Raw genomic sequence first — 24,816 nt, forward strand, 5'->3', positions numbered from 1 at the left:
GTGTGTAATTTGCTTCTCATATAACGTATTATCTATTATAAGTAATTTATTATTAAAAATAAAAATGCATAATGAGCCTCTAATACCAATATTTGTATTTGTAATGTTAGGTATTCTAGTTGTTACTATCGTTATTAAAAAGTTTAAACAACCATATGTTGTAGCTTATCTTTTAACTGGTATATTATTAGGCCCATATGGACTAAAACTTATTCAAGATCAGGAAAGTCTATCTCGATTAGGTGAGATAGGTGTTATTCTTCTACTATTTTTTGCTGGTATGGAAGTTTCTCCGCGAAAATTTGCAGAGAATTGGAAAGTTCCTACAGTTGGAACTATATTGCAAATGCTCGTAACTAGTCTGGTAGTTTCAATTGTTGGTATAACATTAAACTGGAGTATTGCAAAGATACTACTTTTTGGAGCTGTTGTAAGTTTAAGTAGTACAGCTGTTGTTCTTAAGCTTCTGCATGATAGTGGTAGTATGAAGACTCGTCTAGGTCAGAATGTGCTAGGTGTATTGTTAATACAAGATCTTGCTGTAGTTCCTATGTTGATTATTATTAGAATAATAGGTGGTGAGTCACCAGATCTTACACAAATAATAATTCAGATTTTAGGTGGTATTTTTGTTATAGCTATTGCTGCTGTTATGGCTGTAAAAAAGAACATCAAGATTCCTTTTATTTCTGTTTTGGGAAGAGATGAAGAGATGAGAGTTTTTGCGGCTTTAGTTATTTGTTTTGGTATGGCTGCATTAACAGAATCTCTTGAGTTATCTTCAGCTTTAGGAGCATTTGTTGGTGGAATGATAGTTGCAACAGTAGAAGAAACAGAATGGGTTGGTCATAGTCTATCAACTGTTAAAACTATATTTATGGCTCTGTTTTTTATCTCTATTGGAATGCTAATAGATCTTAAGTTATTCTGGGATCATGTCTTGATGTTTGTTTTATTTTTATTATTGATTTTTATACTTAACACAGTTATAAATACTTTAATCTTTAAGGCATTAAAGCAACGGTTAGATGAGGCATTAATAGGTGGTGCGATGTTATCACAGATTGGTGAATTTAGTTTTGTATTAATATCTATGGGATATGTTTCAGGTATTTTGGATATTAGTATATATCAGTATAGTATTACTTTAATATCTTTATCATTACTGTTTAGTCCATTATGGATTAGTAGTATAAATTTTTATACGAGGAACTTTATCAAGAAGAAGAGAGGTTAGGCTTTATTTGTTTTAATAGCTCTTTGATATATAGTTGTTCTATATCTTTCTTATCATTAATGTAGCAGTAGAAGTTTGCTTGAATATTTATGGTATTTTCTTTATCAATAAGTGTTTTTATTTCTATATCTGGTTTGAAATCACGAATCTCGCAATGCTTAAGTTTACTTTTGTTAATGACAGTACTTTTAGAAAAGTCTTTATTAAAGTTATATTTATCAATAATAATATCTTTAATTATAGAGCTTGCTTTTTCGGATATTTCTAATACATTTTTATCAGTACTAATGAGAAAAGGTATTTTATTTAGGATAACACTATCATCACTAGTAAAAGTAGATATAGGACTTGTTATTACTAGAGCGTTAGGGAGTTTAAGTAGTTTTCCAGTGGTTTTTTTATCACCATGACTAACAGTTTCATACATCCTAAAGTAAAAAAGCTTAATTTCAGTAATATAGCCATGATAATTCTGAATCTGTATATAGTCACCCTCTGAAAATAAACTACGCCAATTAATAATAATCCAGCCAACAAAGTTCATAACAGTTTCTTTATTGACTATTACAAGACCAGCAGCTACTAGACTTAGCATTGTAAGTAGATGGCCAATTCCTCCAATCCATATTTTTATAAGAGCTACGAAGAATATAATAACGCTAATATATATAGTTCTAGATTTTAATTTTTTAATTTGTCTGTTGGACTTAGCACGTTTTTTGAGAAGGTAAAAACTAAGACCAGCTATAATAGTTATCACTATGATATTAGTTATCGTTGTAACTATATTGACAAGTATTTCATTATATAAAACCATACTATAAACTACGGGTAACATTTATAAAAATATTATAGCTTAAAATAGCAATTATTTGGTTTTAATATTATCTAGAACTAAATAAATTAGATTTAATAATTTTTCTAATTTAATATACTCATAAAGATGATTTTAAAATTAATTATGGAGATAGAATGAAAATTCTTGGCTTTGCCGCATCAAATAGTAAGAATTCAATAAATAATAAATTAGTGAAATTTGTATTATCTAATATTAGCAATGAGTCTGAGTTAATAAATATTACAGACTATGAGATGCCTATTTATTCGATAGATCATGAAACAGAGCTTGGTATTCCACTTCAAGCTCAGAAGTTTCTGGATAAGATAGCAGAGTTTGATTTGATATTAATTTCTCATGCTGAGCATAATGGTAACTATAATGTATTTTATAAGAACTTACTTGATTGGTGTTCACGTATATCGACTAATATTTTTCAAGGTAGAAAACTTGTTTTACTTTCTACATCTCCAGGAGGAATGGGTGGTAAAAATGTTTTAGAAATCGCTAAAAAGTCAGCACCAATATTTAATGGGGAGGTATGTTTTTCAATGCCTATTCCCAGTTTTTATGATAATTTTAAAAATAATGAATTAGCAAATAGTGAGCTTAAACAGCAGCTTTTTACTAATTTAGAAGCTCTTGGGATTAATCTTTTGAGTATATAACTGTTAAATAAAGTCAATTTCTTATATGCTCTATATAGGTAGATTATAGAATATATAAAAGATGAAAGTTACAAAATTTAGTTTAGCAATCGGATGGAGCATTTGGTCCATAGCTGCAATATTTTATGGATTAGACTATTTCCAACATACAGCGCCAAGTGTTTTGATAAAACCTATAGCATCTGATATGGGTGTTGGTATTGAAGATATAGCTTATATAATGAGTATATATTTTCCAATTTATGCTATATCTCAAGTTCCTGCAGGGATTTTACTTGATAAATTTGGTCCAAGACTAATGCTATCAATATCTTGTTTAATAATGAGTTTAGGGATATTGCTATTCGTATATAATCCTAGCTTATATACTATGTTTGTTGGTAGGGTTCTTATAGCTATTGGTTCAGCAGTAGCCTTTATAGGTACATTAAAAGTAGCATCAGATGTCTTGCCAGAAAGGTATTTCCCAATAGCTGTAGGGCTTACAAATACTATAGGTGTTCTTGGAGGAATCTTTGGACAGGTTTTGTTGATATATTTAGTTCAACTATATAAATGGCAACTAGCTTTAGCAGCAATAGGTTATTTTGGAATATTATGGAGTCTCGTTATTATATTTTTCTTAAAATACTCCAATAGCTTTAACCATCCATCGAACAATAAATTTAAATATCTAAGTTTTTCGGAGAGTTTAAAACTTTTACTTAATAAAAAGCTTTGGTTGTTGGCAATATATGCTGGTTTAATGGTTGGTATTGTAGTTAATTCTTTTTCAGAGTTGTATGATGTATTATTTTTACAACAGGCGTATCATTTACCTGATCACATATCGGCTCAGATTAGTGTGATGTTATTTATAGGAATAGCTGTTGGAGGGCCATCTCATGGATTTATAGCTAGTTTCTTTGGTGAGAAACGAGTTTGGATGTTTATTTGCAATATAATTACTATATTTGCATTTTCTTCAATAATAATTTTTCCAAGACTTATATCGGCCGATTTTCTCTATATTATATTTTTTATTATAGGCTTTTGTGTGTCTAGTATGCTTTTGGCATTTTCAGTTGTTGAGGAAATTTTTCCTGCACAAATAAAAGCAACAGCTTTAGCTATAGTTAATATGGTTATAGGTTTATGCGGAGCGATATTTCAATACCTTATTAGCTATATTAGTGTGTATTTAAATGGAGGACCATTACAAGCCAATGTAGATATTAAAGTTTTTGATAAAGCTTTTGTTTATTTAATCGTGCCTTTGTTATTTAGTACTATTATAATTTTTATACTAGTTTTAGATAAATTTAGAACAAGAACAATTAGCTTAGATAAGTTTGATTAAAAATTTAAAAATTATTTGTCTAAGAAAATAACTTCTTTTGTTGAGCGACAGAATGTTTCTTTAATAAATAACGTACAGATAAATATCCCTATAGCTACAAACACTAAAAGTAAGCTTAAGCTTATTTGGTAACTAGTTACACTAGGATTCTTTCCACTATTTGAGAACATATCGAAAATTTCACTAATTATTGGTGAGCCAATACCAACAGATAAAAAGATTAGAAAGTTATTAACACCAAGGGCTGCTGCTCTACAACTTACATTAGCTTGCTCTGCAATTATAGCAAAACCAATACTTTGTCCACTAGCACCATATCCTAGAGCAATAAATGCAATATATAAAACAATTTGATTAATAGGAAAAAATATTATCATTGTTAATGCTATAAAAACCAAACAAATTGCAAAAATCATTATTGGTTTTCTTCTTTTAATTCTATCTGAGAGAGCTCCTAAGCTAGGACAACCAATACCATAACCAAGCCAAGCTAGAGTAATTAGGTAAGAGGCAAACTTAGTATTAAAGCCATTAAGTTGTAAAAAACTTTGTGTTGCATTTTCAGATAAGTATTCTATTGCTAAGTATGTTGTGGCAGAAAATACAGCGATTAACCAAATCTGCTTATTAGAGAGAATATTTTTTATCTCAATGAAAATAGATCTAGGGTTTTCTAGGAGGATAAATTTATTATTGTTTGAGTCTGCTGAAGATTGATCATTATTTTTGACAATAAAGATAGTCATAATAGCCAAAATTACGCCAACTATTGACAATGCAATAAATACATATCTCCAATCTACTCCTCCAGATTGAGATAGCGAATTTAAAGGTCCTGCGGCTAGCATTGGACCTAAAACACCGATAAACTGAGATAGACCTATGTATAAACCGATATGTTTGTGTGGTAGCCAGTCATAAACAGCTATAAGCAAACATAAAAAACCAAATGAAGCTCCAAACCCTATCATTACTCTATATATAAGAGCTGCTGCAAAGCTATTGCATAGACCAAATAGGCCAACACCTAAAGCACACACTAATATAGCTAAAGTAAGAGCTTTTTTAAGCCCAAGCTTATCTGTTATTATGCCAACAGGTATTTGCATGATTCCATATGTAAGTTGATAAGCAGTTGAGCTTAAAATACTAAATGTAAGTATGCTAAGGTCTAAGTCAGATATAATTTGGTGCTCAAATGTACCTAATATTGTTCTAAGTAAGAACTCATACATAAAAAATACAGCACAAGTAAGCCATATGATTAATGCTAAAAAAGATAATCTATTATTCATCACTAAAATTTTCTTTTGCTATTTCTTCCCAATCTTCTATTTTAGCTTCTGCTTTTTCATCATCTTGAAATGATGAAACTTTAAAAACCTGATCTCCTTCTTTAATCATAGGGTAGTTGTTAATACCTAGAACTATACCATCTATAGGTGACCTTAGGTGGATGCTATCATCATTACCAAAAGGATCAATAAGCTTACCTATCTTTTCACCTTCTTTAACTCTAGTACCTAACTCAATTTCTGTTCTTAAAATACCCGGTTTATCAGAAACTGTCCATTCAGTATCTTCAGAAACAACAGGCTTAACTTGTTGAGTAAACTCTTCATCACTTAATAGTTCAAGTTTACGCATTACGTTTTGAATTCCTGCGATACCTACATTAATGTCTTCTTCATTAAATTTATTTGCTTCTCCAGCTTCATAGCAAATAAAAGGAATATGTAGATCTTGATGAATTTTACGAATACTTGATTTATTCATGTTTACAGCTGTAATTACCGGCGCTTGAAACGCTCTAGCCATAGTTATTGATTCTTCATCGTCAGCATTAAAATAAACTTGCGGCAATATTTCATTATTTAAGCCGCCTGTCTTAATTTGGATAGAGTAATTTACTTTTTTAATAATTTCTTGAGTAACTCTATAAGCATAACGATGCATATAAGACCCAGACTCATCACCAGGAAATGCTTGCTCTAAAGGAGTTGCATGTTTAACAGAGTGTACTAAGCCAAATATATTAAGCACTGGAATAGCGACAATTGTTCCATGCAGTTTCTTAGGATTAGTTTCCTCTAAAAGAGAGTTAATGATTTCAATGCTATTAAATTCATCGCCATTAACCATGCCAAAGACTAAAATACAAGGGCCTTCTTTTACACCATTTAGTATTTTTATTGGAAGGTACATCGGAGCACAAGAATATTGGCTAGGTAATGGCATAGCTAATGTAGCCATTTCACCAGGTTGAAAAACTTTATCAAAGATTTTAAATTTCATAAATTATATAATTACTTTATGACTTAAAGTTTATTTTAGATAGGCAAGTAGTATAGCAAAGTATTTTTTTAATTCAAAATAGCTATGGTTGATGAGCATTTATTATTCTTACTTACAATCTATTCTAAATAAATATTTTCGAAAATTAGCAATTGTATCTTTCTAATATTTAAAAAAAACATTAAAATAATACGTGTCTATATGTGTAATTTGAAGGTTTGGGTAAAATGTCTGAAGATTTGATGATTTTTAGTGGTAATGCTTCTAAGAAGCTTGCTTGTGAAGTAGCTAAGGAACTTGGTGCAACGCTAGGTAACGCTACCGTTGATAGATTTAAAGATGGTGAAATACAGGTTGTATTGAATGAGAATGTTCGTGGTAAGGATGTTTTTGTTATTCAATCCACTTGTCCACCATCAGATAACTTAATGGAGTTAGTACTTCTAATTGACGCACTTAAAAGATCATCTGCTGAAAGAGTAACTGCAGTGTTGCCATATTTTGGATATGCAAGACAAGATAGAAGATCAAAGTCAGCTAGGGTTCCTATATCTGCTAAAGTTGTTGCAAATTTACTTCAAGCTGTTGGTTTAGATAGAATTTTATCTGTGGATATTCATGCAGAACAAATTCAAGGTTTCTTTGATATCCCATTTGATAATGCTTTTGCAACAAAAATATTTTTAGAGCATGTTCGTAACAATCCTGCTAAGTATGAAAATATAAAAATAGTATCTCCGGATATGGGAGGTGTTGTTAGAGCCAGATCCGTTGCTAAAAATTTAGGTGTTGAGATCGCTGTGGTTGATAAAAGAAGACCAAAGCCAAATGTTGCAGAAGTTATGAATATTATTGGTGAAGTTGAAGGTAAGCATTGTATTCTTGTAGATGATATTATGGATACAGGCGGAACTATGTGTCAAGCAGCTAAAGCATTAGTTGAGAAGGGCGGTGCTGCAAAAGTTTCAGCATTCTGTGTTCATCCTTTACTTTCTGGAGATGCTATTAATAACATACAAAATTCAACTATTGAAGAACTTATTGTTACAGATTCTATTCCTCTTAAACCACATGCAGAAGCATGTGATAAGATTAAAGTCATTTCTTTAGCGCCATTACTAGCTCAGATTGTTGAGAAGACAAATGGCGAAGAATCTGTGAGTGATATATTTAGAACTCATGGACTAGTTGATTAATTACTTGAATTAACAATCGTAATCTACTACAATAGTACAGTTAATCTAGGGTCGCATAGATTAGCAGGTTTATTTACTAAATGAATAATAATACATAAAAGGAATCTAACAATGGCAAATTTTGTTTTAAAAGCAGAAAAAAGAGATGACTTAGGTACTGGTGCGAGCCGCCGTCTAAGAAGAGCTGGTAAAATCCCAGCTGTTGTATATGGTGGTGACAAAGAAGCTGTATCTGTAGTTATGGATCATGATAAAGTATTACACTCTACAGAAGACAAAGCATTCTTCTCAAGTGAGATCACTTTAGAGATCGATGGTAAAGAAGAAAAAGTTATTATAAAAGCTTTACAAAGACATCCATATAAAGTTAAGCTAGTTCACGCTGACTTTATGAGAGTATAAATTTTATCTATTTATCTTATATATATTCTTTTTTGATAAAAATCTTGTGTTAGAATAAGTTTTACTTATTAGTTTATAATTAAAAATATGAGTACTTATTCTGTAGTTATTATCTTATTTATTCTTATTTGTACATCAGCTTTCTTTTCAAGCTCTGAAACTGCTATGATGGCTTTGAATAAATATAAATTAAAGCACTTGGCAAAAAAAAATCATCGCTCAGCAAAGAGAAGCCTTTCTTTGGTTCGTAATCCTGAGAAACTTTTAGTTGCTATTCTTATTGGTAATACTTTTGCTAATATTTTTGCAGGTACAGTAATCTCATCATATTCTGAAGATCATTTTGGAGATTTTGGTTTATTAATCTCAACTATTGTTGTAACTATATTAGTCCTTGTGTTTGGTGAGATAATTCCAAAATCCTTTGCTGCTGTATATCCGCAAAGATTAGCATTTCCTTTTTCATTACCTCTCAAAGTAATAATGCTATCTCTATATCCAGTAGTAATTTTTTTAAGTACAATTTCAAAGTTAACTTTGAAAATTTTTGGGGTTAAAATAGAGCCTGTAAATAATGAATCATTAAATAAAGAAGAAATTCATACTGTTGTTCATGAGTCAAATGCAAAATTAGGTGCTAAAAATAAAAATATGCTTCTAGGCGTCTTAGAGCTAGATAAAATACTAGTTCAAGAAGTGATGACTCACTTTAACAAGATAGAATATATCGATCTGAATAATTCAATAGATAAGATCTTAGCAAGAGTTTCAAAAGTTAAATCATTAAATATAATTCTTTGTGAAAACGGAGTAAATAATATAATAGGAATTATTAAACTTAAAGATATAACTAATTTATTAATAGCATCTAAAAGATCAAATATTACTAAAGTAAGCTTACGTAAAATTGCAGAGCAACCTTACTTCATTCCAGAGACTGTTTCTTTACAAACTCAATTGATAAATTTTCAGAAAAAAAGTAAACGTTTCGCTGTAGTTGTTGATGAATATGGAGATGTTACAGGAGTGGTGACTATCGAAGACATAATGGAAGAGATAGTTGGAGAATTCTCTGATAGATTTGATGTAAATAATAATATTCGTAAAATTGATGAGAATAGTTATTTGATAGGTGGTAGTGCAACTCTTAGAGAAATAAATCGCCATATTGGTATTGAGTTTGAGAGTGAGGATGCTAAAACACTATCTGGTCTTATCATTGAGGAAATTGAGAATTTACCATCTGGACCTTGTTGTATTAAGTATGGCAACACTCTTCTTGAAATAGCGAATATTGTTGATAATAAGATAATCTCTATAAAACTTAGTTACATTTTTAATAATGATAAGTCAATAATATAGTCAACTTAAGTATTATTCATACATATTATCAAAGTTAATATTTTGCATAAATGGACTTGGTTGAGTATACCCGGTTTCTTCATAGTATTGTCCTTGGTATGTATAAGGACTAGTTTCCATTTGCTCAACATTTTCATGGAAATAGCGATTGATTAGATCGTCTTTACTATAGTCAGAGTAATCAGGATTGTAATATGTACCTGTTAGCTGATAGCTTGGAAGATTAAAAGTTGCGTGACAACCAGTGATTATAATCAATAGTAAGCTAATAATAGTGTAAGAATTTATTATTTTCTTCATTATTTTGAATAAGAAATATTTTGATTTATACATTGAACCTAAAGTTTACAACATCACCATCTTTCATTATATATTCTTTACCTTCAAGGCGAGCTTTTCCCGCTTCTTTAGCACCTTTTTCACCTTTATACTGGATATAATCATCGTATGATATTACTTCAGCACGGATAAAGCCTCTTTCAAAATCCGTATGAATAACGCCTGCTGCCTGTGGAGCTGTAGCGCCTACAGGTATAGTCCAAGCTCTAACTTCTTTAACACCAGCTGTTAGGTAAGTATGAAGGTTTAAAAGAGCATACCCTGCTTTGATAACTCTATCAAGACCAGTCTCAGTAAGTCCCATATCTGCTAGAAACTCAAGTTTCTCTTCAGGTTCTAATTGAGAGATTTCTTGCTCCATTGCAGCACAAACAGGTACAACATTTGAGTTTTCATCTTTGGCATATTCTACAACTTTATCAAGAAGAGGATTGTTTTCAAATCCATCATCATTAACATTGGCAATATATAATACTGGTTTACTTGTCAGTAGAGGAGTTTGCTTTAACCACTTAGTTTCATCTTCGTTCATCTCAAAAGTTCTAGCTGGCTTTTCAGACTCTAGATGCTCTTTTAATCTTGTGTAGAACTCAGCTTTAGCAAGAGCTTCTTTATCTCCTGATTTTTTCATCTTTGCAAATCTTTGGATAGCTTTATCACAAGACTCAATATCTGCTAATATTAGCTCCATATTGATAGTGTTAATATCATCAATAGGGTCAACTTGACCACTTACATGGATAATATTGTCATCTTCAAAACATCTAACTACATGAGCTATAGCATCAGTTTCACGAATATTTGCTAAGAATTTGTTACCTAGACCTTCACCTTTACTAGCACCAGCAACAAGCCCAGCAATATCAACAAACTCCATCGTAGTTGGTAGTATTTTTTCAGGATTAACAATCTTAGCTAATTCATTAAGTCTTTGATCAGGTACAGAAACGATACCAACATTTGGATCAATTGTACAAAAAGGGTAGTTCTCAGCGTCAATACCTGCTTCTGTTAAAGCATTAAAAAGAGTTGATTTACCAACATTTGGTAAACCTACAATACCACATTTAAATCCCATATTTTATTCCTTATATTTCTATACTTTAAAGAAGTAATATTTATTTAGTATGAAGCCTTTGCATAGCAGGCTCAAGTTTGTAGTTTATTATATCATCTAAAACACATATAGCATTATTAATAGCTTCATCTATTAGGCTTTTCTGTTGGATAGATGGATTTGATAGAACATAGTTTGAAACTTTTGATTTATGCCCAGGGTGGCCTATACCTATCCTTAAGCGTAAATAATCATTTGTTCCTAAATGTTGATGAATACTTCTAAGACCATTGTGACCACCATGGCCACCACCTTTTTTAAGACGAATTTGACCATAATCTATATCTAGCTCATCATGAGCAACAAGTATTTCCTCAGCTTTAATTTTATAAAAATTAGCTACTTTACTAACAGCAAGACCACTATTGTTCATATATGTGGTTGGAAATACTAGTAAAACATTATTATAAGCTAAGTTAACTTTAGCAATATCTGAGTTAAGCTTTGAATTTGAGCTAAAGCTTTCACTTTGTTCTCTAGCTATTTCTGCAATTAGCCATTCACCAACATTATGGCGAGTATTTTCATATTCTTTGCCTATATTTCCTAGGCCAACTATCATTTTTATCTTAGGCATTTTTTTTGCTATTATTTTTAATATTGAAGTTATCAAAAAGTAGTTTGGCTACTTCTTGTATTACCTTATCTTTAGGCTCTGCATTTTTTATAGGTTGGGTATATAAAATTGACATTACTATTGCTCGAGAATTATTAGGCCATACAATAGCTACATCATTTGTAGAGCCATAATCACAAGTTCCAGTTTTATCACCTATCTTCCAACCTTTCGGAAGTTCTGCTGCTATACGATTACTTCCTGTGTTATTTTCCCTTAACCACTTCTTAAATAAAATTCTGTGCTTTTTATCAAGGATATCATGACTAAATGCTATTTTATTTAGATCTCTTGTAATTATTTTAGGTGTAGTCTTATTTAAATTATTACTTATATTAACATTATTAACTTTAGGCTCTAGTTCTGTGATTTTTGTCGCATGATCATTAAGTGATAATATAAATGAGTCTAGTTTCTTTAAACCACCTAATTTATATATTAGAAGGTTTGTAGCAGTATTATCACTTAAAATAGAAGCTTTAGATAGTTCTCTAACAGTCATTTCTCTGCCAACATATTTCTTTGTTATAGGAGTATATCCAACTAGCTGATTTTTTGAAATTCTAATTTTTTCATTTAGTAAATTTTTATCAGTCATACTTTCTTTAAGAATAGCACCAACAACAAGAAATTTATAAACACTACAGATTGGGAAGTAAAAAGTCTCATTATGAGTGAAGTTATGCCAGTTATTACGATTTATAGTATACACACCAACTTTACCACCATAGTGTTTTTCAATCTTATGGATATCATTGGATATGCGAATATTGTCTTTGGATACTGCAAATGTAACATTTGCAACTAAAAGAAGTAACACACTAGAAATTATTTTTTTCATACCAAAGAAACCTAAAATTGATTCGATGTTAAAAGTAAGAATTCATTGATTTTTTTAATATTATCTTTTTCGGCAATTTTCGCATCTGTAAGAGGCAACTTACTTCCTCCAGATATTTTTAGAGCATCTTGAGGAGTTTTATATAGTATAGTAGGGAAGCCCTCTATATATTTAGAAAGCTTCATGTTGTTAGCAGCTTTTTCATTTGCTTGAGTATTATTTTTATCATAAGTCTTTGTTTCATGATATTTAATTAAAGCTTTCAAAGGATCTTTTGAATTAAATAAGCTTTTAACTATAGCAGGGCTATTATGTAGTGCGCCAAGAGGAATCCAACGTACTGCTAATTGACCAGATTTGATCGCAGGTTGGGTCGCTTCAAATAAACGATTACAGTAACTGCAACTTGGATCTATAACAGCATAGAACTTATGAGGGGCATCATTACTACCTTGTTGAATATATGAAGCATATTTCTTTATGTTTAAGTATAGCTCATTTGCTTTAGGATTTGATGTGAAGTAGTTTGCATAGATATTGTTAAGACTAGTTAGCTTATTTTCACCTCTATCCCAAACTAAAAGCTGACCATTAACGATTACACTGCCATCTTGGCTTGTAAAAGTAACAGATCGCTTACTAGGATCTTTTTTATCCTGAAGAATATATGCTTCTAGATGTAGACCTGTATCAAATGTTTTGATGACTTTATATTGAGGGAATGCTTGTTCAACAATGTATAAACCTTGTTTATTTCCTGATAGTGGGCTATTAATGTTAGTTGTACTAAATATATATAGTATGAGCACAACAATAATAACAATCAAAGTTAAAATAGAAATATCTTTTTTTTGCATGTAGGAAATCCTACTGAATATTAATTAGCATGATGTGATTATACCATACATAAAGATTATCTTTAGTTAGCAGGTAGAAAAATGTAGCTAAAATTATAGCGGGTCCAAAGGGTATTACATTTGTTCGGCGACCTATGATATTTACAAAAATTGCAATAACAATACCGAATATGCAGCTTGCAAATATCGTGTATAAAAGCATAGGATAACCAAACCAAGCTCCTATAGCAGCTAAAAGTTTAAAATCACCATAACCAAAGCCTTCTTTACCAGTAAATATTTTATATACCCAAAAGACTATCCATAATGAGAGATATCCTATTATTGCTCCCCAAATTGATAATCCTAATGTTGTAAATATTCCATAATAGTTAAGAATGATACCTATCCATAAGAGACTTAAAGTAAATGAATCTGGTAATATTTTGTGTTTTGCATCTATAAAGAATAAAGGTATAAAGAAAACACTCAAAACAATAAGAGCTAAGCTCTGTATTGTAAATCCAAAGTAATAAAATATACCAATAAATATAAGAGCTGTAATAAGTTCAATTAGAGGGTATTCAAAAGATATTTTCTCATGACAGAAATAACATTTACCTCTTAAAATAAGCCAACCTAAAATAGGAATGTTATGGCGATATTTTAGTTTATTGTCACATTTTGGACATTTTGATGGAGTTAAAAGACTGAAGTTTTTAGTAGGCTCTGCAGGTAACTCTAATATTTCTCGAGCAATAGCTTTTTCTTCGGAAAAAAGTTTGTTTGGAACTCTATAAATTACAACATTTAAAAAGCTACCGATAGCAGCTCCAAAGAGAAAAATAAAAAGAAATATTATGTATATATCGTAATGCATAAGTTTTACTTATTTTCTTTCTTAGGAATCACACCATTTTTAGGTCTTAATTTATTAACACCATCAATAGCAGCAATACGATAAGCCTCAGCCATAGTAGGGTAGTTAAAAGTAGTATTCAAGAAGTACTTGATAGTATTATGTTTTCCAGGCATAGATTTTATAGCTTGTCCAATGTGGATAATTTCAGATACTCTATGGCCAAAAGTATGGATACCAAGGATCTCAAATGTTTCCTTATGAAATAGTATTTTTAGCATACCTGTTGTACTGTCTGATATTTGAGCTCGAGCTAGATCTTTAAAGTATGCACGACCAACTTCATATGGTACATTTTCCTCTGTTAGTTGCTCTTCTGTCTTACCAATACAACTAATCTCTGGACGAGTATATATACCTGTTGGAATATCTTCAACTAACTTATCATTACAAGAGCCATCTATAATATGAGTAGCTGCGAATCTACCCTGGTTAAAAGCAGAAGAAGCTAGAGATGGAAAACCAATAACATCACCAACGGCATAGATATTTTCTTGTGTAGTTTGATAATTATCATTAACTTCAACAAGTCCTCTTTGAGGATTATATTCAACACCGATCTTATCCAGGTTTAGTCCTTCTGTATTACCGGCTCTACCTAAAGCAAATAAAACATAATCAGATTCTATAATTCTACCAGAGTTAAGGGTAGTTATTACCTTATCTCCTTTGGCTTTTATACTTTTATATGTCTCATTATGGATTAGATGTATTTTTTGGTTTACAGTAAAGTGGTTTGTAAGAGTCTCAATAATCTCATTATCAAGGAATGACATTAACTTATCACGAGTATTTATGAGATTTACTTGGATATTAAGAGTCCCTAAAATAGATGCATATTCACAACCAATTACACCAGCACCATATATAGTTATAGACTTAATTTGCTGATCTTTTAGCTCTAGAAGTTTATCACTATCTAGGATTCTTTGATGTGTGAAGTCTATATCATTAGGGTGATATGGGCGAGATCCTGTAGATAAGATAAATTTCTTAGCAGTAATTATTTCTGTAGAACCATTCTTACGTGAAATTTTTATTTTATGTTTATCTAGAAAGCTTGCAAAACCATAAAATACATCAATTTCGTTTTCTGCATAGCGATTTTTTTTAATCTCTCTCTGTTTTAAAACAATTTCAAAAGATGTATCAAGCATTTCGGGAAAATCATAATGTTTATCATTATGCCAGATTTCACGTGAAAGTTGTCTTAAAGCTTTACTTGGAATTGTACCCCAGTTATTACAGCCACCACCAATAGCATCATCTTCTATGATTGCTACTTTTTGACCATTTCTTGTTGCTTTCATAGCAGCACCTTCACCACCAGGGCCACTACCTATAATAATAATATCGTAATTGTATTCCATGGTTTAACTCCACACCAAATTTTGCATATAGAATTTATAAAAGAATGATAACATAGTATGATCTTATATTAAGTATATTTCGATTAAATTATTTATATTTTATAAGCATTTCAGCAATTTTTTTAGTAGGTGAGACTATTTGATCTACTCCGATATTACTCGCTATACTAATACTCTCATTTTTATCTAGTTTTATAGATATTTTAGGTAGTGAATCCTTGTGAAGCTCTTTTAATACTTCTTTTATCGCTAGTAATGTAAGGATGTTATCAGAGTCCTTTTCATTTAGGATAAAAATACTTTTTGCAGTAGCAATATTTGCTTTTTTAAGAGCATCATAATCATATGATTCAGCATCTATAAAATGCTTTTTTTGCTCTAAATCTATGTTTACAAATTTTTGTAAGTAATTTTTTTCAATAACTACAAGGTTATCAATATGCGACTCTAAGTAATCTTTTATCAAACATTTAGTAATTTCTGTGTAGCCACAAATTACGATATGATCTTTCATAAAAAGAACTCCATCTTTTTGTTTAAATTTCTCAGTAAGTGTACTAATAATACTACCAGCTGATACGGTTATAATTGTTGCAAATAGTCCAATACCTATAATCATAATAGACACTGTAAAAAGTTTTGCCTCTTCCGTAAGAGGGTGTATGTCACCATATCCAACAGTACTAAATGTAACTATAGTAAAGTAAATAGCATCAGATATAGTTTTTATGCCATCAAATTGATCTTTTAAATAATATAAGCCAATAACACTATACCCAATGGCCAAGAAAAATGTGATAGCTAATACAAATTGGTAAAAGGTAAATTTTTTTGAATTTTTTTTGTTGAAAGTTTTTCTAAAAATTATAAGTAATATAATCTCAGTAATATGAGTAAAAAAGGCAATATTATAGGATATATGTCTATCTTGGATATAGTCACCAACAATAGAAAGACAAATAAATATAACAGCTAAGAACCAAAAAGATCTTTTTCTAAGGTAAACCCCTCGAGCAATTATTATCATGAAGTACCCTAAAAGAAGAGGTAAAAATATTCCTAATCCTGTATTGTATTTCATTCCGATGTCATACAAGTCTGAAGGGATTTGTGTATCTATGTTTATAGAAAAGATCCGATTAATAATTGGTATAGCAACAGCTAGTATCGTAATAAAACCGTTTAAAGCAAGGGTAATAGAAATAAAAAGGGGAATATATTTTGAATATTTTTCTCTAAAAGTCATCAACAAAATATTAGCTCAATAATCTAGTTGATCAATTATAAAATATAGTTAGAGTAAAATATAGCAAATATGCTTAGATGTGAGCAAGTTTTCTGATTCTTGGAATTATTAAATACATTAAAAATGCTGCTGCTGCTGCTACTAAAGTTAAAATAGAGAATAACATTAAGTAGCTTGAATTTGTTTTTGTAGGGGTAGTATGTATATTTGGCGAAGCTACTAATACTGATAATAAACTAGCTATAGCACCTGATGTACCTCCTACTACTACCATCCAAGCTCCCATCATTAATCCTTGAAGTTTCGGACTAGCAAGTTTACCAATCATAGCATATCCTGTTGGACCAATAAGTAGTTCTCCAATAGATTGAAAAGCATAGCTTAGTATCAGCCAAATGGCTGCAGTATAGCCAGCAGTATTTGCACATAGAATGCCTATGATAAGCATTAGAAATCCTATAGCCATAAAGATAATACTAAAACAAAATTGCATAGGAAAAGAAAAAATAAATCGTTTACGAATAATTATTAATATACTTGGGAATAGCATTCCACCAATAGATATAATTATGGTATTTATATTTTGGAACCATTGTGTTGGCATTAAAAAACCTAAGAAATGTCTATCTACATTTGCCTCTGTAAATACTGTTAGAGCCATTGGAGCAAGAGAGTAAGCCGACCAGAAAACAAGACCAAAACAAGCTAATATAAAATATGCGTAAACTTTTTCTTTTTGTTCTTTTTCTCTTTGAGCGTTTGCTATAGGAATAAACATTGCTAATAGTAATATTCCAATACCAAGAACAATATAGTTGGTATTTAATGGGTACTTTAACGCTAAAAATAATAAAGAGATAACTAAAAGTATTATAATAATTGCAAAAAAATTATTTTTTATTAATATGTGAGATCCAGATTTTTTGATTTTCTTAACTAAAGGAGTAGTCTTATCTGCAACTGTTTTCCAACCTAAAGTTAATAATACAAAAGCAATAATATTTGTAATAGCCGCTAGAAGAAATAGTATATGGTAGCTATTATGTACTTGAAATACTCCAGCAACTGTAAAACCAATAAAACATCCTATATTCATTCCAGCATAATTCCAGTAAAAAGCACTTTCTCTACTATTATTCTCATCACTTTCAAACTGCTGGATTAGCATCATATTTATACAAGGAAGATTCATACCACTACCTACTAAAAATAAAGCTAAAGCAATATATAAGTTTTCAGTAGATGGGAATGATAAAAATAAGCAAGCTATTGTTTGTAGTAACATACCTATTAGAAAAAGAGATCTATAGCTAATTAGACGGCCTCCAATATAACCACCTAAAAGATGAAGTCCAAAGTTAAATGTGAAAAAGACTCCCATAATAGCACTTGCTTTATTAACAGTAAGCCCAAGTCCTTGAGTCATAAATAAGACTAGTGTTGAGTAAAGAACCGCAAAACTAATTATTGAAACAAGTTGAGTTATTAATAAGAGTTTTGAGGCATTTTTAAATAATGAAAAATTCATTGTTGTTCTAGAACTAGTAATACAGTAAATAAGATTTTATTATATAAATAGCTGTAAAAAACAGTGGAGAATGAAAATTTAGTATATAAGTCTTTTGACTTCTTATAAGATATATTGACTTAGATCTTTATCTTTAACTAACGTTCCTAATTTTTCGTTAACATAATCAGTAGTAATGTTTATAGTCTTATCATTAAGCTCTGGAGCATCAAATGAGATTTCTTCTAGAAGTCTTTCCATAACAGTATGTAATCTTCTAGCCCCAATATTTTCAACTTCTTCATTTACTTGATAAGAAATTTCGGCAATTTTTTTAATTGCATCTTCATCAAAGCTTAGTTCAACACCTTCAGTTTTCATAAGAGCAATATATTGCTTAAGTATAGAACAATCAGGTTCTTTTAATATTCTTACAAAATCTTTTATCTCTAAGGATCTTAATTCAACTCGAATAGGTAATCTACCTTGTAATTCAGGTATAAGGTCAGATGGTTTAGCAACATGGAAAGCTCCTGAAGCTATGAAAAGTATATGATCTGTCTTAATCATGCCATATTTTGTAGAGACAGTTGAGCCTTCTACTAAAGGTAGTAGATCACGTTGAACACCTTCACGAGATACATCAGCCCCAGAGTTACTAGATTTTTTACAAACCTTATCAATCTCATCTAAAAATACAATACCATTTTGCTCAACTGATTCTAAAGCACGAGCTTTTATATCTTCTTCATTGATAAGTTTTGCAGCTTCTTCATCTTGAACAAGTTTGATAGCATCTTTGATCTTCATCTTTTTATTTTTCTTTTTGTCACTGCTTAGACTAGAAAATAAATCTTGAAGCTGGTTTGTCATATCTTCCATTCCTGGAGGACCCATTACTCCTATGCTTTTTGGAGCAGCAGCTACTTCAATCTCAATCTCTTTATCATCAAGTTCGCCATTTCTTATTTTATTTCTAAAAATTTCACGAGTCTTATTTTCTTTCTCTTTCTTAGAAGAAGCTTCTTCAGCAGGCTCATTAGCAAAACCAACCTTTGACTCAGCGGCTCTTGCTGGAGGGATTAAAACATCTAATATTCTATCCTCAGCTAATCTAGCAGCTTTTTTTGTAACTTGTTTTTTAGCATCTTCGCGCTTCATCTTAACAGCCATTTCAACTAAGTCACGAATAATAGATTCTACATCTTTACCAACATAACCAACTTCTGTAAATTTAGTAGCTTCTACTTTGATAAAAGGGGCGTCTGCTAGTTTTGCCAGTCTACGCGCAATTTCTGTCTTACCAACACCTGTTGGACCAATCATTAAGATATTTTTAGGAGTTACTTCTTGACGCATTTCGCTATCAAGTTGCATTCTACGCCATCTATTACGTAATGCGATAGCTACAGCTTTCTTTGCATCATTTTGACCAATAATATGTCTTTCTAATTCATGTACGATTGTTTTTGGAGTCATTATTTCTGCCATGGTATAACTATCCTTTTTTGTTTTCTAAACTTTCTATAGTAAAATTATGATTTGTATAAATACAAGTGTCAGCAGCAACTGTTAGACTTTTTCTGACAATCTCTTCTGCTGAAAGGTCTGTATTTTCAACAAGAGCTGTAGCTGCAGAACGAGCATAAGTAGAGCCTGAACCAATTGAAATAATATCATTTTTATCAGCTGCCATTACATCACCAACCCCAGAAATTAAAAGAGACAGTTTTTCATCAGCAACTATTATCATAGCTTCTAACTTACTTAGCATTCTATCTAGACGCCACTCACGAACCATTTCAACAGCTGCACGCTCTAAGTTTCCTTGGTAGAATTCTAATTTTTGTTCAAATTTTTCAAATAGTGTGAAAGCATCTGCGGTAGATCCTGCAAATCCAGTAAGTACTTTACCACCATTTAATTTTCTAACTTTTACAATATTATCTTTTGCTACAGTATGACCTAAAGTTGCTTGACCATCACCACCGATTACTACTTTATCACCTTTTCTAACACAAAGAATAGTAGTTCCTTTCATTGTTTCCATATTATTATTCCTTTATTCGGCGTTGTTAAAATAATCTATTTAATATAAGGTGGTACTGATGTGAGATTTTACAAGTTTTTTATCATTATTTTTTTAAGTTTATTGTTTATCTTTGTTTTTTAGACTTAAAAATATTCAAAATTATGTTATATTTTAGCTTGTTTTACTTTATTAATAGAGTGTTTTAAATATGAGTTTAAATTTTAAAGAGACAATTTCATTAGCTACGACTATATATAAAAGGGCATTTAAGATAACTTTTGCTTTAGCATTTATGCTTTCTTTTATATCTGAGTTTTGTTTGGTGTACTTAATGCAGCATGGCATGGCTGAATATATTGAAAGTGGAGGTAAGAGTCTTCCCGATAATTTTCCTGGAGGAAATATCTTAGCATTAATGATTTTGATAATTATAGTAGCAACTATATTTGTTTATGCAATGATAGTTATACTACAAGGGATTATGGTTAAGCATGAAATGAAAGCAACTGATGCTATAAGAGTGGCATTACAAATATTTCCAAAAAGAGTATTTCCTTTTATAGGAGTTTTCTTGCTTTCAATGATTGTGATGTCTATATTGACAATGTTTTTGCAGTATGTAGGTATATTTATAGCAATATTACTGTTTTTAACAGTAATGCCTGCGGTACTTTTAGATCAAAAAGGTGTTTTTGAGGCTGTATCTAGTAATTTTGTTGCAATCAAAAATAATTTCTTTTACATGCTTAGAATAGCGGTAACAGTTTTAGCTCTTATGATTATAAAGCCTTTACTTACTTTTGGATTGATTTACCTTCTAAAAAATATGAGTATAGATATGAATTCATTAGAGATGAGTATACAAAATATTGTTGTAACAATAGTTGATGCTTTTATTTTACCTTTTATATTTGCTGTTAGCGTAGCTGCTTTCTTCTCTACTAGTAATAAACGTTAGTTTATAGTAATTTATTTAACTTTAATTCCATAACTACTTTCAATAACTTAAAGATCTCTCTCCCAAGGAAATTATATATCTTTAATATTCTAAAATAGAAAATATTAATATTTAAGTGCTGGTTAATTTATTGACAATACATGCCTGTTGTTTTAGCGTAGAAGTATACGGGAGCATTGAAAATAGAATTTAACTACATGGCAACTCAAAAAGATATTGCTAAGAAACTTAATATCTCTAGAACTACTGTGTCTAGAGCATTAATGGGTAATGGTAGTATTAAACCAGAGACTAAGGAAAAAATTCTAAATTTAGCAAAGGAGCTGGATTATAGTAAAAACTTAATAGGTAGTTCTTTAGCGACTAAGAATCCTAAAAAAATATATGCTTTTATTATTAAATCACTTAATGAGAGTTATAGCTTAGAGATTAAAAATGGTTTGCTTAATGCAGCTAAAGAACTTAAAAACTATAGTACAGTAGTAAATATTGTAGAAACTAACATTGATGCTCCTAAAGAGCAGGTTGAACAGCTTAAGAGGGTTATTAAAGAAGAGTCTCCTGATGGAGTTATAATAATCCCCCAATTAAAAAAACAAATAAAGCAGATAATAAAAGAAAACCCAAAGATTAAGTTTCTAACTTTAGACATAGCTATCAATAATGATATTCCTCATATTGGTAGCGATTATAGTAAATCGGGAGAGATTTCTGCAAATATTCTTGCTCCTTTAATTAGAGATAATGAAAAAGTCCTAGTTTTAGACACAAAGAGTGATGAAATATCATCTAGCAAATATTTAGAGGGATTTTATAAAGAAGCAAAATTTCAAAATATTAATATGGTTGGACCGGTTTATATTGATAACATTTTGGATAATGTAGATATGATTATTGATAAATACATAATGAAAGATATCGTTTCGATTTATAGTAGTCGTTATTTACCAGAAATTATTTATGCAATAAAAGAGCATATACCAGATATTAAGTTATCTGTAGTTTGTAATGGTATGAATAATCGTATTTATGACTTTTTATCCAATAAAGATATATTGGCTACGGTTAAAGAAAATCATACTAGACAAGGGTATTTAGCAACTAAAGAAATATTCTCTATGTTACATGGAGAGATAAACAATAAAAAAAACATACATCAAATTGTAGAAGCTAAAATTATTTTTAGATCAAACTTGAAGTAATTTTATTTTGAGAAAAAAATGTTCTCGTGAACATTTTTGTATTTTAAAAAGAAATGGTCAGTTATAACTAAACAAATATAAAAGAGGATTTAAATATGAAAGGTGTATTTTCAGCATTATTAGTAGCTTTTGATGAGCATGGAAAAATCGATGAAAATGGATTGCGAGAAATTATCCGTTTTAATATAGATGTACAAAATGTTGATGGGTTATATGTTGGAGGTAGTACGGGTGAAAACTTTATGCTTTCAACAGAAGAAAAAAAGCAAATTTTTAAGATAACTAAAGATGAGGTAAAAGATCAAGTTACATTAATTGCTCAGATTGGCTCTACTAATTTACAAGAGGCGGTTGAGTTAGGTCAATATGCAACATCTTTAGGGTATGATGCAGTATCGGCAGTTACTCCTTTTTACTATAAGTTTGATTTTGAGGAGGTTAAGGATTATTACCAAACAATTGCTAATCAGGTTGATAATAAGCTAGTAATTTATACGATCCCAATGCTAACTGGTGTTAATATGACTATTGAGCAATTCTCTGAGCTTTTTGATATTAAGAATGTTATAGGTGTTAAATTTACAGCAGCAGATTTATTTTTACTTGAACGAATTAGATATCAGTTTCCAGATAAGATTATTTATGCTGGTTTTGATGAGTTACTTTTATCGTCGGTTTCTTTAGGGGTTGATGGAGCTATAGGTAGTACTTACAATATTAATTGTAAACGTGCGAAAGAGATCTTTAGTTTGGTGAATAAAGGTCAAGTAGCTCAAGCAAGAGAAATTCAGCATCAATGTAATGACATTATATCAGGTTTATTAAAAGAAAGTTTTTTCCAGTCGTTAAAGGCTATGTTGCATATACAAGGTATCAACGCTGGGGTATGTAAAAAACCATTTAAAGTGATATCAGAGAGTAGAGTTGATCAACTTAAGCAGCTAAATGCTAAATATTTCTAATATCTAAAAATTCTGAAAGGAGGTTGACACATGAAAGTAGAGCTAGGTTTTATAAACTATATTATCTTAATATTATATTTGCTAGGAATGTTATTAATAGGGGTTTATTTTTCCAAACGCAGTAGTAAAAGTACAGATAACTTCTTTAAAGCTGGAGGACGAGTCCCTGGTTGGGCTGTAGGAATAAGTATCTTTGCAACTACATTAAGTGCTATTACTTTTATGTCGATACCTGCCTTGGCCTATCGTCAAAATTGGGCAATGGGCTTTAATAATCTATCAATAGTTGCAATATCTCCATTAGTTGTAATATTTGCAGTACCTTTTTTTAGAAAGCTAAAAGTAACAAGCGCATATGAATATTTAGAATGCCGATTTAATATAAAAATGAGACTTTTAGGAAGTGTTGTTTTTATGATGTTTCATATTTTTAGAGTTGCTATTGTTATATATTTACCAACTCTTGCTTTAGAGTCTGTAATAAACATAGATCCTGTATTTTTGGCAATAGCTATAGGTGTGTTATGTATTATTTATACATTCTTAGGAGGTATAGAAGGGGTAATATGGGCCGATGTAATCCAAGGTATATTACTTCTTGGTGGAGCTCTTTTAATCATAATTTTTTTATTATTTAAAATTAATCACCCAGAACATGCAATATATAATGCTGTCGCTAATCAAGGAAAGGTTCTAACTCACGCAGATTTTGGCTTAAGTCTTTTTCATGCAACTATCATTGGTATTTTTGTTGGTGGGGTATTTAATAGTCTTTATCAGTATATTGGAAGCCAAGATGTAGTTCAAAGGTATAATACAACTAAAGATATTCATCAGACAAATAAGGCTGTATACCTTAATGCTAAATTAGCATTTTGTGTGATATTTATATTCTTTGGAATGGGAACTTTACTTTACATTTTCTATCAGCAAAATTCAGCTATTTTGCCTAAAGGTTTAAATATTGATTCAATTGTACCTTACTTTATTGTGACACAGTTGCCTACAGGAATAGCAGGATTTATAGTAGCTTCGATTTTTGCAGCAGCTCAATCAACAATATCGAGTAGTTTAAATAGTATCTCAGCTTGTTTTGTTACAGATATTAAAGATCGTTTTTTTAGAAATGTTAGTGAGGAAGGATCTGTGCTAGTAGCTAGGCTTGTAATTATTATTGCAGGAATCATTGGTACACTAATTGCTTTATATATGACTATAACTAATCAAGCTCATTTACAGATGTTGTTCCAGTCAATACTGGGATTATTTGGTGGACCGATTGCAGGAGCATTTATCATTGGTATTTTATCTAAAAGGGTAACAGGCAATGCAGCTTTTATTGGTGTATTGGCTAGTGTAGTAGTTTTGTATCTTGTTAAACAAACTAGTATTTATGTTATGTATTATGGACTAATAGGAGTTGTTTCTAGTGTAGTTATAAGTTATCTACTTAGCTTTGTATTGCGTGATACTAAACCTATTTCTGGTTTAACTTATAAAACTGTTAATGAGCCTGTAGCTTTTGAAAAATAAT

The 24,816-nt window shown here is 30.6% G+C and carries 24 protein-coding genes; 10 read left to right on the top strand and 14 right to left on the bottom strand.

Features of this window, described 5'->3' with window-relative positions; all coding sequences use genetic code 11:
- Positions 1-64: 64 nt before the first annotated feature.
- Positions 65-1,237 (top strand): cation:proton antiporter, encoded by a 1,173-nt coding sequence (locus F3D62_RS00200; RefSeq protein WP_150466239.1) that lies wholly within the window; start codon positions 65-67, stop codon positions 1,235-1,237.
- Here the strand turns inward: F3D62_RS00200 and F3D62_RS00205 are convergent.
- Positions 1,218-2,054, bottom strand: a complete 837-nt coding sequence (locus F3D62_RS00205; protein ID WP_150466240.1) for a mechanosensitive ion channel domain-containing protein — start codon at positions 2,052-2,054, stop codon at positions 1,218-1,220. The genes F3D62_RS00200 and F3D62_RS00205 overlap by 20 nt on opposite strands.
- Before the next feature lie 155 nt (positions 2,055-2,209).
- On the opposite strand from F3D62_RS00205, the gene F3D62_RS00210 reads away from it, so the two are divergent.
- Together F3D62_RS00210 and F3D62_RS00215 are read left to right on the top strand one after the other, a co-directional pair.
- A complete protein-coding gene (locus F3D62_RS00210) occupies positions 2,210-2,743 on the top strand; it encodes an NADPH-dependent FMN reductase (protein WP_150466241.1) in 534 nt (177 codons plus the stop codon).
- Positions 2,744-2,804: 61 nt separating this feature from the next.
- A complete protein-coding gene (locus F3D62_RS00215; protein WP_150466242.1) occupies positions 2,805-4,082 on the top strand; it encodes an MFS transporter in 1,278 nt (425 codons plus the stop codon).
- 11 nt (positions 4,083-4,093) lie between these two features.
- Here the strand turns inward: F3D62_RS00215 and F3D62_RS00220 are convergent, their stop codons facing one another.
- Together F3D62_RS00220 and F3D62_RS00225 are read right to left on the bottom strand one after the other, a co-directional pair.
- Complete coding sequence (locus F3D62_RS00220; RefSeq protein WP_150466243.1) at positions 4,094-5,377, bottom strand: MFS transporter; 1,284 nt, start codon at positions 5,375-5,377, stop codon at positions 4,094-4,096.
- The gene (locus F3D62_RS00225; protein WP_150466244.1) at positions 5,370-6,377 is read right to left on the bottom strand and encodes a succinylglutamate desuccinylase/aspartoacylase family protein; all 1,008 of its coding nucleotides are present in this window, start codon (positions 6,375-6,377) and stop codon (positions 5,370-5,372) included. Before F3D62_RS00225 ends, F3D62_RS00220 begins: the two co-directional genes overlap by 8 nt.
- 227 nt (positions 6,378-6,604) lie before the next feature.
- On the opposite strand from F3D62_RS00225, the gene F3D62_RS00230 reads away from it, so the two are divergent.
- The 3 genes from F3D62_RS00230 to F3D62_RS00240 all read left to right on the top strand — a co-directional run bounded on the left by F3D62_RS00230 (position 6,605) and on the right by F3D62_RS00240 (position 9,337).
- Positions 6,605-7,573, top strand: coding sequence for a ribose-phosphate pyrophosphokinase (locus F3D62_RS00230; protein ID WP_150466245.1), 969 nt, complete (start codon positions 6,605-6,607; stop codon positions 7,571-7,573).
- 111 nt (positions 7,574-7,684) lie between these two features.
- Complete coding sequence (gene rplY / locus F3D62_RS00235) at positions 7,685-7,975, top strand: 50S ribosomal protein L25 (protein WP_150466246.1); 291 nt, start codon at positions 7,685-7,687, stop codon at positions 7,973-7,975.
- A gap of 87 nt (positions 7,976-8,062) precedes the next feature.
- The gene (locus F3D62_RS00240; RefSeq protein ID WP_150466247.1) at positions 8,063-9,337 is read left to right on the top strand and encodes an HlyC/CorC family transporter; all 1,275 of its coding nucleotides are present in this window, start codon (positions 8,063-8,065) and stop codon (positions 9,335-9,337) included.
- Positions 9,338-9,349: 12 nt separating this feature from the next.
- Here F3D62_RS00240 and F3D62_RS00245 read toward each other — a convergent pair whose 3' ends face one another.
- The 11 genes from F3D62_RS00245 to hslV all read right to left on the bottom strand — a co-directional run bounded on the left by F3D62_RS00245 (position 9,350) and on the right by hslV (position 20,178).
- Positions 9,350-9,637: a hypothetical protein gene (locus tag F3D62_RS00245; RefSeq protein WP_150466350.1), complete on the bottom strand. Its 288-nt coding sequence runs from the start codon at positions 9,635-9,637 to the stop codon at positions 9,350-9,352.
- A 25-nt stretch (positions 9,638-9,662) separates the two neighbouring features.
- A complete protein-coding gene (ychF, locus tag F3D62_RS00250) occupies positions 9,663-10,754 on the bottom strand; it encodes a redox-regulated ATPase YchF (RefSeq protein WP_150466248.1) in 1,092 nt (363 codons plus the stop codon).
- A 40-nt stretch (positions 10,755-10,794) separates the two neighbouring features.
- Positions 10,795-11,370 (bottom strand): aminoacyl-tRNA hydrolase, encoded by a 576-nt coding sequence (gene pth / locus F3D62_RS00255; RefSeq protein ID WP_150466249.1) that lies wholly within the window; start codon positions 11,368-11,370, stop codon positions 10,795-10,797.
- Positions 11,363-12,250, bottom strand: a complete 888-nt coding sequence (bla, locus tag F3D62_RS00260) for a class A beta-lactamase (protein WP_150466250.1) — start codon at positions 12,248-12,250, stop codon at positions 11,363-11,365. Before bla ends, pth begins: the two co-directional genes overlap by 8 nt.
- An 11-nt stretch (positions 12,251-12,261) precedes the next feature.
- Positions 12,262-13,107, bottom strand: a complete 846-nt coding sequence (locus F3D62_RS00265; RefSeq protein WP_150466251.1) for a DsbC family protein — start codon at positions 13,105-13,107, stop codon at positions 12,262-12,264.
- A 10-nt stretch (positions 13,108-13,117) separates the two neighbouring features.
- Positions 13,118-13,966, bottom strand: a complete 849-nt coding sequence (locus F3D62_RS00270; RefSeq protein ID WP_150466252.1) for a prepilin peptidase — start codon at positions 13,964-13,966, stop codon at positions 13,118-13,120.
- Positions 13,967-13,971: 5 nt separating this feature from the next.
- Positions 13,972-15,375 carry a Si-specific NAD(P)(+) transhydrogenase gene (sthA, locus tag F3D62_RS00275; RefSeq protein ID WP_150466253.1) on the bottom strand — a complete coding sequence of 468 codons (1,404 nt, stop codon included), beginning with the start codon at positions 15,373-15,375 and terminating at the stop codon, positions 13,972-13,974.
- An 88-nt stretch (positions 15,376-15,463) separates the two neighbouring features.
- Positions 15,464-16,621, bottom strand: a complete 1,158-nt coding sequence (locus F3D62_RS00280; RefSeq protein WP_191092494.1) for an ion channel — start codon at positions 16,619-16,621, stop codon at positions 15,464-15,466.
- A 73-nt stretch (positions 16,622-16,694) separates the two neighbouring features.
- Positions 16,695-18,149 (bottom strand): peptide MFS transporter, encoded by a 1,455-nt coding sequence (locus F3D62_RS00285; RefSeq protein WP_150466254.1) that lies wholly within the window; start codon positions 18,147-18,149, stop codon positions 16,695-16,697.
- 102 nt (positions 18,150-18,251) lie between these two features.
- Complete coding sequence (hslU, locus tag F3D62_RS00290; RefSeq protein ID WP_150466255.1) at positions 18,252-19,619, bottom strand: ATP-dependent protease ATPase subunit HslU; 1,368 nt, start codon at positions 19,617-19,619, stop codon at positions 18,252-18,254.
- Positions 19,620-19,626: 7 nt separating this feature from the next.
- Entirely contained in the window at positions 19,627-20,178 is a 552-nt protein-coding gene (gene hslV, locus F3D62_RS00295; RefSeq protein ID WP_150466256.1) for an ATP-dependent protease subunit HslV, read from the bottom strand.
- Between the two features lie 190 nt (positions 20,179-20,368).
- Between hslV and F3D62_RS00300 the strand changes: the two genes are divergently transcribed.
- The 4 genes from F3D62_RS00300 to F3D62_RS00315 all read left to right on the top strand — a co-directional run bounded on the left by F3D62_RS00300 (position 20,369) and on the right by F3D62_RS00315 (position 24,815).
- Positions 20,369-21,118 carry a hypothetical protein gene (locus tag F3D62_RS00300; protein WP_150466257.1) on the top strand — a complete coding sequence of 250 codons (750 nt, stop codon included), beginning with the start codon at positions 20,369-20,371 and terminating at the stop codon, positions 21,116-21,118.
- 197 nt (positions 21,119-21,315) lie between these two features.
- Positions 21,316-22,320: a LacI family DNA-binding transcriptional regulator gene (locus tag F3D62_RS00305; protein WP_150466258.1), complete on the top strand. Its 1,005-nt coding sequence runs from the start codon at positions 21,316-21,318 to the stop codon at positions 22,318-22,320.
- A 95-nt stretch (positions 22,321-22,415) separates the two neighbouring features.
- Entirely contained in the window at positions 22,416-23,282 is an 867-nt protein-coding gene (locus tag F3D62_RS00310; RefSeq protein WP_150466259.1) for an N-acetylneuraminate lyase, read from the top strand.
- A 30-nt stretch (positions 23,283-23,312) separates the two neighbouring features.
- The gene (locus tag F3D62_RS00315; protein ID WP_150466260.1) at positions 23,313-24,815 is read left to right on the top strand and encodes a sodium:solute symporter; all 1,503 of its coding nucleotides are present in this window, start codon (positions 23,313-23,315) and stop codon (positions 24,813-24,815) included.
- The last annotated feature ends 1 nt before the right edge of the window (position 24,816 follow it).

Origin of the sequence: Francisella sp. SYW-9 (assembly GCF_008711465.1) — a bacterium.
Classification (GTDB): domain Bacteria; phylum Pseudomonadota; class Gammaproteobacteria; order Francisellales; family Francisellaceae; genus Francisella.

Coding starts and splice junctions, on each gene's coding strand:
- pth (WP_150466249.1), bottom strand. CDS start 11,370: ATGCCTAAGATAAAAATGATAGTTGGCCTAGGAAATATAGGCAAAGAA.
- F3D62_RS00200 (WP_150466239.1), top strand. CDS start 65: ATGCATAATGAGCCTCTAATACCAATATTTGTATTTGTAATGTTAGGT.
- F3D62_RS00210 (WP_150466241.1), top strand. CDS start 2,210: ATGAAAATTCTTGGCTTTGCCGCATCAAATAGTAAGAATTCAATAAAT.
- rplY (WP_150466246.1), top strand. CDS start 7,685: ATGGCAAATTTTGTTTTAAAAGCAGAAAAAAGAGATGACTTAGGTACT.
- F3D62_RS00300 (WP_150466257.1), top strand. CDS start 20,369: ATGAGTTTAAATTTTAAAGAGACAATTTCATTAGCTACGACTATATAT.
- hslU (WP_150466255.1), bottom strand. CDS start 19,619: ATGGCAGAAATAATGACTCCAAAAACAATCGTACATGAATTAGAAAGA.
- F3D62_RS00305 (WP_150466258.1), top strand. CDS start 21,316: ATGGCAACTCAAAAAGATATTGCTAAGAAACTTAATATCTCTAGAACT.
- F3D62_RS00225 (WP_150466244.1), bottom strand. CDS start 6,377: ATGAAATTTAAAATCTTTGATAAAGTTTTTCAACCTGGTGAAATGGCT.
- F3D62_RS00230 (WP_150466245.1), top strand. CDS start 6,605: ATGTCTGAAGATTTGATGATTTTTAGTGGTAATGCTTCTAAGAAGCTT.
- F3D62_RS00315 (WP_150466260.1), top strand. CDS start 23,313: ATGAAAGTAGAGCTAGGTTTTATAAACTATATTATCTTAATATTATAT.
- F3D62_RS00285 (WP_150466254.1), bottom strand. CDS start 18,149: ATGAATTTTTCATTATTTAAAAATGCCTCAAAACTCTTATTAATAACT.
- F3D62_RS00245 (WP_150466350.1), bottom strand. CDS start 9,637: ATGAAGAAAATAATAAATTCTTACACTATTATTAGCTTACTATTGATT.
- F3D62_RS00205 (WP_150466240.1), bottom strand. CDS start 2,054: ATGGTTTTATATAATGAAATACTTGTCAATATAGTTACAACGATAACT.
- F3D62_RS00240 (WP_150466247.1), top strand. CDS start 8,063: ATGAGTACTTATTCTGTAGTTATTATCTTATTTATTCTTATTTGTACA.
- F3D62_RS00280 (WP_191092494.1), bottom strand. CDS start 16,621: ATGACTTTTAGAGAAAAATATTCAAAATATATTCCCCTTTTTATTTCT.
- F3D62_RS00310 (WP_150466259.1), top strand. CDS start 22,416: ATGAAAGGTGTATTTTCAGCATTATTAGTAGCTTTTGATGAGCATGGA.
- F3D62_RS00265 (WP_150466251.1), bottom strand. CDS start 13,107: ATGCAAAAAAAAGATATTTCTATTTTAACTTTGATTGTTATTATTGTT.
- hslV (WP_150466256.1), bottom strand. CDS start 20,178: ATGGAAACAATGAAAGGAACTACTATTCTTTGTGTTAGAAAAGGTGAT.
- F3D62_RS00270 (WP_150466252.1), bottom strand. CDS start 13,966: ATGCATTACGATATATACATAATATTTCTTTTTATTTTTCTCTTTGGA.
- bla (WP_150466250.1), bottom strand. CDS start 12,250: ATGAAAAAAATAATTTCTAGTGTGTTACTTCTTTTAGTTGCAAATGTT.
- sthA (WP_150466253.1), bottom strand. CDS start 15,375: ATGGAATACAATTACGATATTATTATTATAGGTAGTGGCCCTGGTGGT.
- F3D62_RS00220 (WP_150466243.1), bottom strand. CDS start 5,377: ATGAATAATAGATTATCTTTTTTAGCATTAATCATATGGCTTACTTGT.
- F3D62_RS00215 (WP_150466242.1), top strand. CDS start 2,805: ATGAAAGTTACAAAATTTAGTTTAGCAATCGGATGGAGCATTTGGTCC.
- ychF (WP_150466248.1), bottom strand. CDS start 10,754: ATGGGATTTAAATGTGGTATTGTAGGTTTACCAAATGTTGGTAAATCA.